The organism is Kitasatospora sp. NPDC038210 (genome assembly GCF_055600605.1).
This window is the reverse complement of record NZ_JBVJYK010000004.1, coordinates 222,809-237,267: the sequence shown is the minus strand read 5'-3', so window position 1 is coordinate 237,267 and position 14,459 is coordinate 222,809. Positions and strand designations below refer to the sequence as shown.

The window sequence follows — 14,459 nt, the reverse complement described above, 5'->3', positions numbered from 1 at the left end:
CGAGCACCGAGCGCTGAGCAGCTGACCGCTCGATAGCTCCTCGGAAGGGCCCACGATCACCGGATCGTGGGCCCTTCACCTTTTCCCGGCCAATGTTTCACGTGAAACAGCCACCGGTTCCATGGCACCCTGGGCGGGTGGCGATCACCGAGAACGGCAGCACCCACCAGCCCGCGCACCGCGCCACGCTCCTGGACCTGCTCCGGGGCCGCGACTTCCGGCGGCTGCTGACCGCCCGGGTGCTCTCCCAGCTCTCGGACGGCGTCTTCCAGGTCTCGCTCGCCGCCTACGTGGTCTTCTCACCCGAGAAGCAGTCCTCCCCCGCCGACATCGCCACGGTGCTCGCCGGGATGCTGCTGCCGTTCTCGGTGGTCGGCCCGTTCGCCGGGGTGCTGCTGGACCGCTGGCGCCGCCGCCAGGTGCTGTACTTCGGCAACCTGGCCCGCTTCGGGCTGGGCCTGGGCACCGGCGCGCTGCTCCTGGCCGGGGTGCCGAACTGGCTGTTCATCGCCTCCGCCCTGCTGGTCACCGCGCTCAACCGGTTCATCCTGGCCGGCCTCTCCGCCGCCCTGCCCCGGGTGGTGGAGCAGGACCACCTGGTCACCGCCAACGCGCTCTCCCCCACCCTGGGGACGGTCGCCGCCGCCTCGGGCGGGGGCATCGGCTTCCTGCTGCACCAGGTGATGACCCCCGGCCCGAAGGCGGACGCCGCACTGGTCACGGTCGCCTCGCTGCTCTACCTGTCGGCCGCGCTGGCCGCCCGCCGGATGGACCGCGACCTGCTCGGACCGGAGCAGCACGCCGACCGCCCGGCGCTCGGCCAGGCGCTGGTCCGGGCCGCCGTCGACCTCGGCGCCGCGGTGCGCCACCTGGTGCGGGACTGCCGGCCCGCCGTGCACGCGCTGGCCGCCGTCACCGCGGCCAGGTTCTGCTACGGCGTGCTGATCGTGGTCGTGGTGATACTCGCCCGGTACACCTTCAACGACCCGGCCGACCCCGCGGCCGGCCTGGTCACCCTCGGCCAGGCGGTCGCCCTCTCCGCCGCCGGCTTCTTCGTCGCCGCCGTGATCAGTCCCTGGTGCACCCGGAAGCTCGGCCTGACCGGCTGGATGACGGCCTGCCTGGTCGCCCCGGTGGTCTTCGTCCCCGCGCTCGGCCTGAGCTTCACGCTGGTGCCGTGCCTGATCGCCGCCCTGCTGCTCGGGGTGGTCACCCAGGGCACCAAGATCTGCGCCGACACCGTGGTGCAGGAGACGGTCGAGGACGAGTACCGCGGGCGGGTCTTCGCCATCTACGACGTGCTGTTCAACGTCGCCTTCGTGGCCGCCGCCGTGGTCACCGCGCTGGTGCTGCCGATGTCCGGCCGCTCCGTCACGGTGGTCGTCGGGGTCGCCGCGGTGTACGCCGTCACGGCGGTCGTCTACCTGCGCGCCGCCCGCCGCCGGCCGCTCGCCTGACCTGCTCCCACGGGATCCCCCGGGGCTCGGGACGGATGGCGTCCGACCGAGTCGCTAAGGTGTCAGACCTGTCGGAGCGACAGCACTCTGTCTCGGGGGACGAACTGATGAGCACACCGCCCAACCCGTACGGGCCGCCGCAACCGGCCCCGCCGGGGCCGCCCGGCGCGCCGCCGTACGGTGCGCCCGTCCCCCCGCCCGCAGCGCCGTACGGTCCGCCGCCCGGCCACGGGCAGCCCGCCCCGGGCGGCTACGGGGCGCCGCCGTCGTACGGGCAGCAGCCGTACGGCCAGCAGCCTCCGGGGCAGAACCCGTACGGGCAGGCTCCGTACGGGCAGCAGCCGCCCGCCGGGGCGTACGGCTACCCGCAGGCCGCGCCCGCAGCGCCGAACGCCCCCGCGAAGAAGCTCGGCACCAAGTCCAAGCTGAAGGCCGTGGGCCTGGTCGGCGGCTGCATAGCCCTGGCGGTCGGGTACTTCGTCGCCGGGCCGAGCGTCAGCAGCGCCAAGCCCGGCGACTGTGTGCGGGTGAGCGGCTCCCGTGATGTCGACATCGTCAAGTGCACTGATTCCAAAGCGAATTACCGCGTACTGTCGAAGTTCGAAGGCACCACCGACGTGAACCGGTGCAAGCAGACGCCGCAGACCACGAGCGCCGTCTCGGGCAAGAGCGGCCGCCGCTGGAACAAGAAGCGGTACGTGCTCTGCCTCGGCCCGATGACACCCGCCTCCACCGGCGTCCCGCCGGTGAAGAAGTCCTGAACCCTTCCGCCACTCCGTCCCCGGGGGACCACTTGTCCGTTCCGCCTCCGCCCCAGATGCCGTACGGTCCGCCGCCGGGCGACGGCAACCCCTACTCCTCCGGCGGTGGCTACGGTGCGCCGCCGCCCGGCCAGCCCGGGTACGGCTATCCGAGCGCCCCGCCACCGGAGCAGCCGTACGGCTACCAGCAGCCCCCGGCCGACTACGGCTACGGGTACCCGCCCCAGGGCCCGGTGGACGGCCTGACCTGCCGGTTCTGCGGCGGCTACCCGGCGGTGAACGCCACCGTCCGCGGCCACCAGGGCCTGCTCGTGGCCTACCGCATGCTTCGGATGTCCGGCCCGTTCTGCCGCACCTGCGGCACGGCCACCGTGCGCGACATGTCCGCCCGGACGCTGGTCCAGGGCTGGTGGAGCCTGGTGTCGTGGCTGCTGACCCCGATCACGCTGCTGATGAACCTCGGCCCGCACAACCGGTTCAAGCAGCTGCAGCCGCCCGTCCCGGGCAGCCACGGCCCGCAGCTCGACCCGGGCGTCCCGCTGACCCGCCGCCCGCACATCGCGATGCTGGTGGTGCCGGTCTCGCTGGCGGTCACCGTCGCCCTGGCCGCCACCGGCGTGCTCGGCCCGGCGAAGCACGACGACCCGTCCGACCCGATCATCGCGGCTCCCTCGCCGTCGGCCTCGTCCTTCACCTTCACGCCCTCGCCGCCGCCGGCCTTCCCGTCGCCGACCTTCACGATGCCGGCGGTGCCGAGCATCACGCTGCCGCCGGTCACCACCCCGACCGCCGACACGGACAGCGTCGACCAGGCCAAGGCGGGCGACTGCCTGCACAACGAGAACGGCCCGGCCGGCGAGACCACCGACACCCACCCGAAGGTCTCGGTCCTGCCCTGCACCGACGCCAAGGCGCAGTACAAGGTGATCTACAAGTACCTCGCCACGTCCGACGAGAAGGTCTGCGAGAAGCAGTCGAAGGCTGACAGCTGGTACACCCGCACCTACACCAACTTCCCGTCCCTGAACTACGTGCTCTGCCTCAAGAAGCTCTCGTAGCTCTCGTGGCCCGGGCAGTTCGGACAGCCCGCCGCACGACGCGAGGGGTGGCCCCGGCCGGTGCCGGGACCACCCCTCGCGTCGTGCCGGAAGCCCCGGCCGGCGTCAGCCCTGCTGCTCCGCCCACCAGGCGCGCAGCGCCGCGACCGCCTCGTCGTGCTCCATCGGGCCGTGCTCCAGGCGGAGTTCGAGCATGTGCTTGTACGCCTTGCCGACCTGCGGGCCGGGCTTGATGGCGAGCAGCTCCATGATCTGGTTGCCGTCCAGGGCCGGGCGGACGGCGTCCAGCTCCTCCTGCGCCTTCAGCTCGGAGATCCGCGTCTCCAGACCGTCGTAGGTGCGGGCGAGGGTGGCCGCCTTCTTCTTGTTGCGGGTGGTGCAGTCGGAGCGGGTCAGCTTGTGCAGGCGCTCCAGCAGCGGCCCGGCGTCGGTGACGTAGCGGCGCACCGCGGAGTCGGTCCACTCGCCGCCGCCGTAGCCGTGGAAGCGCAGGTGCAGCTCGACCAGGCGCGAGACGTCCTCGGTGAGCTCCTTGGAGTACTTCAGCTCGCGCATCCGCTTGCGGGTCATCTTGGCGCCGACCACCTCGTGGTGGTGGAAGGAGACCCGGCCGTCCGACTCGAAGCGGCGGGTGCGCGGCTTGCCGATGTCGTGCAGCAGCGCGGCCAGCCGCAGGGTGAGGTCCGGGCCGTCCTGCTCCAGGCCGATGGCCTGCTCCAGGACGGTCAGCGAGTGCTCGTAGACGTCCTTGTGCCGGTGGTGCTCGTCGCGCTCCAGCCGCAGGGCGGGCAGCTCGGGCAGCACGTACCCGGCCAGGCCGGTGTCGACCAGCAGCCGCAGGCCCTTCACCGGGTGCTTGGCCAGCAGCAGCTTGTTCAGCTCGGCCTGGACCCGCTCGGCCGAGACGATGGTGATCCGCTCGGCCATCGCGGTCATCGCGGCGACCACCTCGGGCGCCGGGTCGAAGTCGAGCTGGGCGGCGAAGCGGGCGGCCCGCATCATCCGCAGCGGGTCGTCGGAGAAGGACTCCTCGGGGGTGGCGGGGGTGCGCAGCACCCGGGCCTCCAGGTCCTCCAGGCCGTGGTGCGGGTCGACGAAGCCGCGACCGGGCAGGTCGACGGCCATCGCGTTGACCGTGAAGTCCCGGCGGACCAGGTCCTCCTCGATGCTCTCGCCGTACGTCACCTCGGGCTTGCGGGAGGTGCGGTCGTAGGCCTCGGAGCGGTAGGTGGTGATCTCGATCAGGAACGAGCCCTCGGCGGTGTCCTTGCGGGCGCCGACCGTGCCGAAGGCGATGCCGACGTCCCAGACCGCGTCCGCCCAGCCCTTCACCAGCTTGAGCACCTGCTGCGGGCGGGCGTCGGTGGTGAAGTCCAGGTCGTTGCCGAGCCGGCCGAGCAGCGCGTCCCGGACGGAGCCGCCGACCAGCGCCAGCCGGTGACCGGCCGCCTGGAAGCGGCGGGCGATCTCGTCGGCGACCGGCGACACCCGCAGCAGCTCTTGCAGACCGAGGGTCTGGGCCTCGCTCAGGCCTGGTACGGCCCGGACGGCGGTGCTGGGACGGTCGGTGCGCGTGGTGGGCTCATTGGCAGTGGACACGGCTCACAAGGGTACGTGCCCCGGAAGGTCAACCGCCCGCGCGTTTTGGGCGTCTCACCCCACAGCCCGCAACACTGCACCGCAGGCTGCATCGTTACCATGCCGGTGGACGAGTCTCGGGCACCGGACAGGGGATGCGGTGTCGCGTGCCGCCACGGCCTGCGGAACTCCCGCGGAAGCGGTGCGGCGACGGCGTCGGACGAACAGTTCAAGCGTTTCAAGAATTTCAAGAGTTCCAAGCGAACACCGTCGGGCGACCGCGCCGGACGGGACGGACAGCATCAGCAGCGATCGAGAACGGCGAGGGCGAAGCGAGTGAGTGAGCCGGCACGGCACTCGGGCCTGGGGGCGCACCGACAGCCTGGAGGGGCCGAACGCCCCGCCGCGGGACGTCATCCGGTGCGCCGGGCGGGCCTGCGCCTCGCCGCCGCCTGCGCGGCCGCCCTGACCCTCTTCACGGCCGCCCCGGCCGGTGCGCTGACGGCCGGCGGAGACCCCCACCCGGCCGGCGGGGACACCCACCCGGCCGCCGGCAACGCCGCCTCGGCCGAGTACCCGGTGGTCCTGAGCATCGAGTCGCTGGCCCCGCAGGTGGCCGTGCCCAACGGCACCGTGACGATCACCGGGCACGTGACCAACGCCGGCAAGTCCGCGCTCAAGAACGCCCACGCGGCCGTCCGCAAGCCGTACTCCGGCAGGCCGCTGGACCGGCGCAGCGACCTGGCCAACGTGGCCGGCCGCACCACGCCGATCGAGCGGGACGGCGTCGAGCTGGACAGCCCGCAGTACGCCCTGCCGGAGCTCAACCCGGGCCAGACGCTGCCGTACACCCTGAGCGTCGCGGTGAACGACCTCGGGCTGTCGTCGAGCGGCGTGTACGAGCTCGCGGTGGACGCCTGGGGCTCGACCGCCGACAACGGGCACGACCGCGCCCTGGGCATCGCCCGGAGCTTCCTGCCGTACAACCCGGGCGGCGCCGAGGCGCAGCCGACGAAGGTCGCCACGCTGTGGCCGCTGGTGCACGCACCGGTGCTGGCCGCGCAGACCGTCGCCGACAACGAGCAGTCCGTGCCGGTGCTGCGCGACGACAGCCTGGCCGCCGAGTTCGCCCCGGGCGGCCGGCTGTACGAGCTGGTCGACACCGGCGCCAAGCTGCCGGGGCTGACCTGGGTGGTCGACCCGGACCTGCTGGACGCCGCGCTCGCGATGACCAAGCCGTACCGGGTGCAGAACCCGGGCACCGAGTCCGCGGGCAAGCCGGCCAGGGACGACAACACCGTCGCGCGCAACGGCTCGGCGGCGGCCGCCGCCTGGCTGGACAAGCTGCGGGCCGCCGTCGCCAAGCCGGACAGCCAGGTGGTGGCGCTGCCGTACGCCGACCCGGACATCGCCTCGATCGCGCACAACGGCGCCGACCTGCCCGGGATGCCCACGGCGCTGAACAAGGCGGCCACGGCCGGTCGGCTGACCGTCGAGGGCCGGCTCTCCGTGGACACCCGCTCCGACATCGCCTGGCCCTACCAGGGCTACGTCGACCAGAAGATCGCCTCGCTCGCCCAGCAGGCGGGCAGCGGCCTGCTGCTGGCGAACGGGGCGAGCATGCCGGAGCCGGACGCGCTGAACTACACCCCGAGCGCGGCGCGCCCGATCGGCAACGGGCAGAGCGCCGTGGTCGCCGACGAGACGGTCTCCGACCTCTTCCAGAAGGACCTGGGCGCCGGCACGGACCAGACCGAGTCGACCCAGCGCTTCCTCGCCGAGACCTTCGCGATCACCCACGAGCAGCCGCAGAACCAGCGCGGTCTGCTGATCATGCCGCCGCGCGAGCTGAGCGTCGCCACCGCCAAGGTGCTGGCGAACGCCCTGCAGCAGGCGACCGGCAAGTGGATCGCCCCGGTCAAGCTGGACGCGGTGGCCCAGTCCTCGCCCGACGAGAAGGCCAACACCGGCGTCCCGGCGGCCACCGACTACCCGACCCAGGCCCGCGCCTCGGAGCTGACGGCGACCGACCTGGACAGCACCAACCGCATCCAGTACGACCTGGACACGCTGATGCGGGTGCTCACCCTGCCGCAGCGGGTCCGCGGCCCGTTCAACGCCGCCATGGTCCGCTCGCTGTCCACCGAGTGGCGCTCCCAGGCCCCGGCCGGCGGCGCCTACCGCACGGGCGTCACGCAGTACCTGAAGGAGCTGACCAAGGCCGTCCAGGTACCGGAGAAGACCTCGGTCACGCTGGCCGGCGACACCGGCCTGCTGCAGGTCAGCGTCCGCAACGACCTGACCCAGACGGTCACCAACCTGAAGCTGGTCCTCACCTCGCTCCAGCCGAACAGGCTGCAGGTGAGCAACCCGGAGGACCTGGTCCTCCCGGCCTCGCAGAGCGCCACCCTCCGTTACCAGGCCGAGGCCCACAACAACGGGCCGGTCCAGATGACCGCCCAGCTGTGGACCACCGGCCCCAACCCGCGACCGTACGGCGAGGCCCGCACGTTCACGGTCGAGGTGACCTCGGTGACCAACGGGGTGCTGTACGTCTTCGCGGGCGCCGGCCTGCTGCTGCTGCTGGCCGCGGTGCGCTTCGTGCGCCAGCGCAAGCGGCGGGGCGGTCAGCCGCACCAGGACGGCGACCAGCCGGTCGGGGACGGCCCGGCCGCGGACGGCGCCGAGGCCGGGGAGCCGACGGCGGACGGGGAGAGCGGGAACACCGGCTCCGACGGGGACGGGCCGGCGGACGATGCCGCTGGTGAGGGTCCCGCGCAGACACTGCGCGCCAGCAGCCCGGATGGCCGGGATCGGGCCGCCAGTGATGAGAAGGTTGGTCCTTGATACCGCCGACCCCCCGTGACGCCGGGCCGGCCTCCCCCCACGACATCGAAGAGGTGACATGACCGGGCGCAGCGAGGAGCGGCCGCCGGGCCGCGGTGAGAGCCGGCCGGGTGCCGAGTCGCCGTCCGGCGACTGGTACGTGGCCGACACCTACGCCCAGGACCCGTACGCGGCCGACGCCTACGGGACCGCGCAGGACGGCCAGGACCCGTACGGTCTGCGGGCCGGCCGGCCGGCCGAGCCGCAGCAGCAGGCCGCCGCGTATGACGTGCCGCCGCAGCTGCCGCCGCAGGGCGGCGGCTACCCCACGCCGGTGCCGCCGGCGCCGTACCAGGCGGCGGACCAGTTCTCGCCGCCGGTGCCGCCGGTGCAGCCCGGCTGGGACACCCCGCCGCAGGCCGGCTGGCAGCCGGAGGCGACTCCGGCCCAGGCGGCCGTCCCCCACTGGGGCGGCGCCGAGCAGCCGCAGCAGCAGTGGGAGCCCGGCCCGGCGCACTCCGCCTGGGACACCGAGACCACCGAGTACGTCGGGGTGGACGCACTCTTCGGCGGCCGCCAGGCGGAGACCGCGGCCCCGCCGGTGCCGCAGGCCCCGCACGCCCCGCAGCCCCCGCAGGCCGCCCACCCGGGCATGCCCGGAGCCGTGCCGCCCGGCGGCACGGGCGCGCCGGGCGGCCCCGCGCCGTACCCGCCGGCGGGCGGCCACCCGGGCCGTCGGCAGCAGCACGGCGGTCCGGACGGGCAGCGCCCCTTCGTGCCGCCGATCGAGTTCGACCCGCCGCTCTCCGAGGAGGAGGCCACCATGCAGGTGGCCGCCGTCGCGGTGCCCCCGGCGGTCGAGCCGCTGGCGGACCTCGCCGCCGAGGAGCACGTCGCACAGCCGGAGCCCGCGGCGGCCCCGGCGGCCGGCGGGGGCGGCAAGGTCGCGAGCCTGCTGAACTCCAGCGCGATCATGGCGGCCGGCACGCTGGTCTCCCGCGGCACCGGCTTCGTCCGGACCATGGTGATCACCCTGGCCATCGGCGTCGGCGTGATGGGTGACTCGTACAACGCGGCGAACACCCTGCCGACCCTGCTGTACATCCTGATCGGCGGCGGCGCGCTGAACGCGGTCTTCGTGCCGCAGCTGGTGCGCAGCATGAAGAACGACGAGGACGGCGGCACCGCCTACGCCAGCCGGCTGCTCACCCTGGTGATGGTCGGGCTCGGCGGCGTGGTCTTCCTCGCGGTCCTCGGGGCGCCCGTCCTGGTCCAGCTGATCGCCCACCCGATGATGTCCAACCCGGAGCGGGCCGACACCACGGTGGCGCTGGCCCGCTACTGCCTGCCCACGATCTTCTTCATGGGCATCCACGTGGTGATGGGCCAGATCCTCAACGCCCGCGGCCGGTTCGGCGCGATGATGTGGACCCCGGTCCTGAACAACATCGTGGTGATCTTCACCTTCGCCGCCTACATCTGGGTCTACGGCGGGTTCGGCACCACCCACGTCACCCCGGAGGCCATCTCGCCCGAGGGCGTGCGGCTGCTCGGCCTCGGCACCCTGATCGGCCTGGTCGTCCAGTCGCTGGCGATGATCCCGTACCTGCGGGCGGCCGAGTTCCGCTTCCGGCCCCGCTTCGACTGGCGCGGCCACGGCCTGGGCAAGGCCGCCCGGCTGGCCAAGTGGACGTTCTTCTTCGTGCTCGCCAACCAGGCGGGCTACCTGGTGATCACCCAGCTGTCCACCAACGCCGGCGACGCCGCCGCAGCGGCCGGCCACACCGGCGTCGGCCTGGCCGCGTTCTCCAACGCCCTGCTGATCTGGCAGCTGCCGCAGGCCGTGATCACCGTCTCGATCATGAGCGCGGTGCTCCCCAGGCTGTCCCGGGCGGCCGCCGACGAGGACGCCGGAGCCGTCCGCGACGACATCTCCTACGGTCTGCGCACCACCGCGGTGGCGGTCGTACCGGCCGCTTTCCTGTTCCTGTCGCTCGGTCCGGTGATCGGCCGTTCGATCTACGCGGTCGGCGGCAACGAGTCCGTCCTGAACGACGCCACCAACGTCGGCCTGATGCTCTCCGCCTTCGCCCTGGGCCTGATCCCGTACTCGGCCCAGTACGTGATGCTGCGCGGCTTCTACGCCTACGAGGACACCCGGACGCCGTTCTCCAACACCGTCTGGGTCGCCGTCTGCCAGGCGACCTTCTCGGTGCTGTGCTGGCTGCTGCTCCCGCCGCAGTGGACGGTGATCGGCATGGCCTTCGGTTACGGCTTCGCCTACGCCATCGGGGTGATGGTGGCCGTGCCGAAGCTGAAGAAGAAGATCGGTGGGCTGGACACCAAGCGGATCGGCAAGACGTACAGCCGGCTGGCCGCCGCCTGCGTCCCGGCCGCCCTGGTCGGCCTCGGCGCCAGCCTGGCGGTCCAGCAGGTGCTCGGCGGCTGGCCGGGCAGCGTGGCCTCGCTCGTCGTGGCCGGCGGCCTGCAGCTGGCGGTCTTCGTGCTGATCGCCAAGCGCCTGCGGATCGAGGAACTGAACGCCATGCTGGGCATGGTCCGCGGCCGACTGGGCCGCTGACCGCCCCTTCGACGGCCGGACGAGCGGGCGCCCTGAGCGGGCGTCAACCGGAGCGGACAGCTCCGCCGCTCGTCCGGCCGACTGCTGGGCCGCCAGTCGCCCCGGGCCCGCCCGGCGGCCTGATGGTGACCCGGTGTCCTATCTGCACCACATCTCTCCACCGGTGGGCAACCGAGACGCCCCCTCAGCGGTCGTACCCGGTGGAGAAGAGTGGGCACAATTGTCCTGGAGCACAGGGCCGCCAACCCGCGGGCTCCAGCGACTCTCTCAGCCGGGGCGACACAAGGGGAGGCAGGACCACGGTGGCTGATGGCACCAAGGCGGTCGTCGACACGTCAACAGCTGACGCGGCGGCGGACGAAGCCGCGCTGGCCGCGGCGATCGACGAGCTCGCCGTCGCGAAGGACACCGCCGGGCGCGCCTCCGCCGTCGACGGCGGGGTCGCCCCCACCGCTGCCGCCGCTCCCGGGAAGAACCGCGCGGACGTCGACGGGAAGAACACCGGCGGGAGCACCGACGGGGACGCTCCCGGGGACGCCGCCGCGCGAGGACCGGAGACCTCCGTGAGCGAGGAGACCTCGGAGATCACCGCCCCGCTCTCGGTGAAGGAGATCGCCGCCGAACTCGCCGCGGGCTCCGCCCGGAAGAAGCCGGCCCCCGCCGCCGCGCCGGCGCCCGCCAAACGCCGCCCCACCGACCCGCAGCCCACGGTCGACCCGCGCGACACCGCCACCCTCCCGCGCACCCTCCCCGCCCCCCAGCACCGCAGCGGCGACATGATCGGCCACCGGTACCTGCTGGAGGAGTGCATCTCCGAGACCGACACCTTCAGCAGCTGGCGCGCCGTCGACGAGAAGCTGCGCCGGGCCGTCGGCATCCACCTGATGGCCTCCGGCCACCAGCGGGCCCGCAAGGTGCTGGCCGCGGCCAAGTCCGCCGCCCTGCTCGGCGACCCGCGCTTCGTCCAGGTCCTGGACGCCGTCCAGGAGGGCGAGCTGGTCGTCGTCGTGCGGGAGTGGCTGCCGCACTCCTCCGACCTGGCCCGGCTGCTCGCCAACGGGCCGATGGAGCCGCACGAGGCGTACCAGATGGTCCGCCAGGTCGCCGACGCGGTCGCGGCCGCCCACCGGCGCGGCCAGGCCCACCTGCGGCTCACCCCGCGCTGCGTGCTGCGCACCGACAGCGGCCAGTACCGGATCAACGGCATCGCGGTGGACGCCGCCCTGCGCGGGCTGCCCCCGGAGGACTCCGCCGAGGACGCCCAGCGCACCGACACCCGCGCGATCGGCGCGCTGCTGTTCGCCGCGCTCACCCACCGCTGGCCGTACCCGGAGGACCGCTACGACCTCCGGGGCCTGCCCAAGGGCCTCCAGAACGTCGCGCCCGACCAGGTCCGCGCCGGGGTCCACAAGGGCCTGTCCGAGCTGGCCGCACGGGCCCTGTTCGACCACCCGCCGCACCACGCCGAGCCGATCACCACCCCGGAGGAGCTGGTCCGGGCGATCGCGCAGATGCCCCGGATCCGCCAGCCCGAGCCGGAGCTGCCCGCCTACCCCGTGCCGCCCCGGCACAACACCCACTCCCTGCCGACCGCGCCCAACCCGACCCGGGTCGCCGACCCGGCGGTCGCCCCGCTGCCCGCCTCCTCCCGGCCGACCGCCTCCCGCCGGATGAAGCGGCGGCTGCGCCGGGTGGCCAAGGCCACCGCCTGGACGGTCGCCCTCGGCGCGATCGGCGTCGCCTCGTGGCAGTTCGTCGACCACCTGCGCCACACCGACAACGGCGGCGGCACCGCCGCGACCTCGTCCCCGCTGCCCTCGGTCAGCAGCACCGCGCCCAGCCCGCAGCCCAGCAGCCACAACCCGGCGCCGATCGCCATCAAGGACGCGCAGTCGTACAACCCGCTGGGCGACGGGGCGGAGGGCAAGGACACCCTGGCCAACGCGATCGACGGCAAGCCCGAGACGCAGTGGATCACCCAGTGGTACGAGGACCAGTTCGCCCCGAACCTCTACAAGGCCGGCACCGGACTGCTGATCGACCTCGGCTCGCCGCAGTCCGTCAACTCCGTGAACGTCCAGTTCGTCGGGAACCACACGGCGGAGCTCCGGGTGCCCAACACCGCGGCCACGGCGAACCCCAAGGGCGCCCCGCTCAGCGACTACTCGGTGGTGGGCAAGAAGAGCGGCCCCGCGGCCGACTTCTCCCTGGACAACCCGGTCACCACCCGCTACCTCTTGATCTGGCTGACCGGCCTGCCGAAGAATTCCGAGGGCAAGTTCCAGGGCCGCGTCGCCGAGGTCAAGGTCACCGGCTGACCCGACGGTCCCGCGGCGGGCCGTGGGGCGACACCCGCACGGCGAGACGAAGAGGTGGCGGTGGCGGACAGCGTGGACCGGACGGACGACGACGCGGCGTTGCTCGCCCGGCACGTCGCCGGTGACCGGGAGGCCTTCGGTCTGCTGGTGAACCGCCACCGCGACCGGCTCTGGGCGGTCGCCCTGCGCACCCTGGGCGACCGCGAGGAGGCCGCCGACGCGCTCCAGGACGCCCTGGTCTCCGCCTTCCGCGCCGCCGCCGGCTTCCAGGGCCGCTCGGCCGTCACCACCTGGCTGCACCGGATCGTGGTCAACGCCTGCCTGGACCGCGCCCGGCGCAGCGCCACCCGCCGCACCACCCCGCTCGACGAGGACCCGCAGCGGCTCGACACCCTGGTCGGCACCGCCGAGCCGGCCGACTCCACGGTGGTCCGAGCCGAGCTGCACCGCGAGGTGACCGCGGCGCTCGACGAACTGCCCCCCGAACAGCGGGCCGCGCTGGTGCTGGTCGACATGCAGGGCTACCCGGTCGCCGAGGCCGCCGAGCTGCTGGGCGTCCCGGTGGGCACCGTGAAGAGCCGCTGCGCGCGCGGCCGGGCCCGCTTGCTCCCGCTGGTGCGGCACCTGCGCGAGGGCGGCGGCGGGCCGGATGTTTCACGTGAAACACCGGGCGCCCCGGGCTCTGCCCCACCGGGGCGGGGCACCCCGGGGAACCCGACGGGCCCCCGCACCGTCAGAGGGACAGGCCCGAGCACCGGTCGGACGATGCTGGAAGGAGACGCGAGCACACGATGACCGCCACCCCCTCCTCCCCCGACCACGCCGGGGGGCACCCCCCGGTCGACGAACTCGCCGACCTCGCCGAAGGGCTGATCGACTCCCCCATGGCCGTCGAGGCACTGCACCGGCACCTCGCCGACTGCGCCGAGTGCCGGGAGACCGTCGACGCCCTCGCCGAGGTCCAGGAACTGCTCGGCTCCGTCGAGACCCCGCCGATGCCCGCCGACGTCGCCGCCCGACTGGACGCCGCACTGGCGCGCGCCGCCGCCGAGGCCACCGCCGAGGCCACCGACGTGCCCGGGTCGGCCGACGCCCCGGACGCCGCGCCCGGCGCCCGCCACACGGCCGTGGCGGGCCCGCAGGAGCCCTCCCCCGGCCGCCGTCCCGGCACCCCGGCTCCGCCCGCCCGCGCCGCCTCGGGACGCTCCGCGCCGCCGTCCCGGCCCGCGGCCTCCACCGGGCCCGGCCGCCCGCGCCCCCGCCGACGGTTCGCGCTGCTGCTCGGTGCCGCCGCCGCCCTGGCCGCCGTCGGCATCGGCGGGGCGGTGCTGCTCCACCCCGACGACCGGGCCGGCACCTCGGTCAGCGCGGGGGCCCCGGCGGACACCACCGCCGCCGCGGCGCAGAACGCCCGCACCCCGCACGCGGCGAGCGCCGGCACCGTCTACCGGGCCGATGTGCTCGCCACCCAGATCCAGCAGCTGCTGGCCCGCTCGGGGAACGCCGCCACCGCACCGGGACTGAAGCCGACCGGGCAGGCCGAGCCCCAGAGCGTCCTGCCCGCCGAGGGCGCCCGGCCGGAGCTCTCCTCCCCGGCTCCGTCCTCCTCCGCCCCGTCGCCGGGCTGCCCGGCCCCCGCCCCCGGCGTCCCGGTCGCCACCGACCGGGGCAGCTTCGACGGCGCCCCGGTGGACGTCCTGGTCTACCCCGTGCCCGGACGGCCCGACCTCGTGGACGTCTACCTGCGCGCCCCCGACTGCGGCCGGATCGTCCTGCACCAGAGCGTTCCCAGCCGCTGACCAGCGGTTCCCATGCGATCCACGCCCAGCGCGGCACGCCGCTTCCGGAGTTCGGGCGCCTGGTACTGATCCGCCTGGGAA

General features: G+C 74.0%; 9 protein-coding genes. 8 read left to right on the top strand and 1 reads right to left on the bottom strand.

Translation table 11 applies throughout. The features are described 5' to 3' along the window. Nucleotides 1-137 precede the first annotated feature (137 nt). The 3 genes from ACZ7KX_RS10200 to ACZ7KX_RS10190 all read left to right on the top strand — a co-directional run bounded on the left by ACZ7KX_RS10200 (nucleotide 138) and on the right by ACZ7KX_RS10190 (nucleotide 3,276). Entirely contained in the window at nucleotides 138-1,457 is a 1,320-nt protein-coding gene (locus ACZ7KX_RS10200; RefSeq protein ID WP_470326083.1) for an MFS transporter, read from the top strand. A gap of 107 nt (nucleotides 1,458-1,564) precedes the next feature. Beyond that, nucleotides 1,565-2,218, top strand: coding sequence for an LppU/SCO3897 family protein (locus tag ACZ7KX_RS10195; protein ID WP_470326082.1), 654 nt, complete (start codon nucleotides 1,565-1,567; stop codon nucleotides 2,216-2,218). A gap of 56 nt (nucleotides 2,219-2,274) precedes the next feature. Next, nucleotides 2,275-3,276: an LppU/SCO3897 family protein gene (locus ACZ7KX_RS10190; protein ID WP_470326081.1), complete on the top strand. Its 1,002-nt coding sequence runs from the start codon at nucleotides 2,275-2,277 to the stop codon at nucleotides 3,274-3,276. 105 nt (nucleotides 3,277-3,381) lie between these two features. On the opposite strand, the gene ACZ7KX_RS10185 is transcribed toward ACZ7KX_RS10190, so the two are convergent. Beyond that, nucleotides 3,382-4,806, bottom strand: coding sequence for a CCA tRNA nucleotidyltransferase (locus tag ACZ7KX_RS10185; RefSeq protein WP_470326304.1), 1,425 nt, complete (start codon nucleotides 4,804-4,806; stop codon nucleotides 3,382-3,384). Between the two features lie 468 nt (nucleotides 4,807-5,274). Here ACZ7KX_RS10185 and ACZ7KX_RS10180 point away from each other — a divergent pair, with 468 nt between their 5' ends. The 5 genes from ACZ7KX_RS10180 (at nucleotide 5,275) to ACZ7KX_RS10160 (ending at nucleotide 14,378) form a co-directional block, all read left to right on the top strand. Beyond that, complete coding sequence (locus ACZ7KX_RS10180) at nucleotides 5,275-7,701, top strand: DUF6049 family protein (protein WP_470326080.1); 2,427 nt, start codon at nucleotides 5,275-5,277, stop codon at nucleotides 7,699-7,701. 58 nt (nucleotides 7,702-7,759) lie between these two features. Then, nucleotides 7,760-10,261: a murein biosynthesis integral membrane protein MurJ gene (murJ, locus tag ACZ7KX_RS10175; RefSeq protein WP_470326079.1), complete on the top strand. Its 2,502-nt coding sequence runs from the start codon at nucleotides 7,760-7,762 to the stop codon at nucleotides 10,259-10,261. A 302-nt stretch (nucleotides 10,262-10,563) separates the two neighbouring features. Next, complete coding sequence (locus tag ACZ7KX_RS10170; protein WP_470326078.1) at nucleotides 10,564-12,579, top strand: protein kinase family protein; 2,016 nt, start codon at nucleotides 10,564-10,566, stop codon at nucleotides 12,577-12,579. Nucleotides 12,580-12,633: 54 nt separating this feature from the next. Then, the gene (sigM, locus tag ACZ7KX_RS10165) at nucleotides 12,634-13,374 is read left to right on the top strand and encodes an RNA polymerase sigma factor SigM (protein ID WP_470326077.1); all 741 of its coding nucleotides are present in this window, start codon (nucleotides 12,634-12,636) and stop codon (nucleotides 13,372-13,374) included. Then, a complete protein-coding gene (locus ACZ7KX_RS10160) occupies nucleotides 13,371-14,378 on the top strand; it encodes a hypothetical protein (protein ID WP_470326076.1) in 1,008 nt (335 codons plus the stop codon). Before sigM ends, ACZ7KX_RS10160 begins: the two co-directional genes overlap by 4 nt. Nucleotides 14,379-14,459 lie beyond the last annotated feature (81 nt).

What these genes read in the sequence shown, in the direction of transcription:
- ACZ7KX_RS10195 (WP_470326082.1), top strand. Translation starts at nt 1,565, where the DNA reads ATGAGCACACCGCCCAACCCGTACGGGCCGCCGCAACCGGCCCCGCCG.
- ACZ7KX_RS10190 (WP_470326081.1), top strand. Translation starts at nt 2,275, where the DNA reads ATGCCGTACGGTCCGCCGCCGGGCGACGGCAACCCCTACTCCTCCGGC.
- murJ (WP_470326079.1), top strand. Translation starts at nt 7,760, where the DNA reads ATGACCGGGCGCAGCGAGGAGCGGCCGCCGGGCCGCGGTGAGAGCCGG.
- ACZ7KX_RS10160 (WP_470326076.1), top strand. Translation starts at nt 13,371, where the DNA reads ATGACCGCCACCCCCTCCTCCCCCGACCACGCCGGGGGGCACCCCCCG.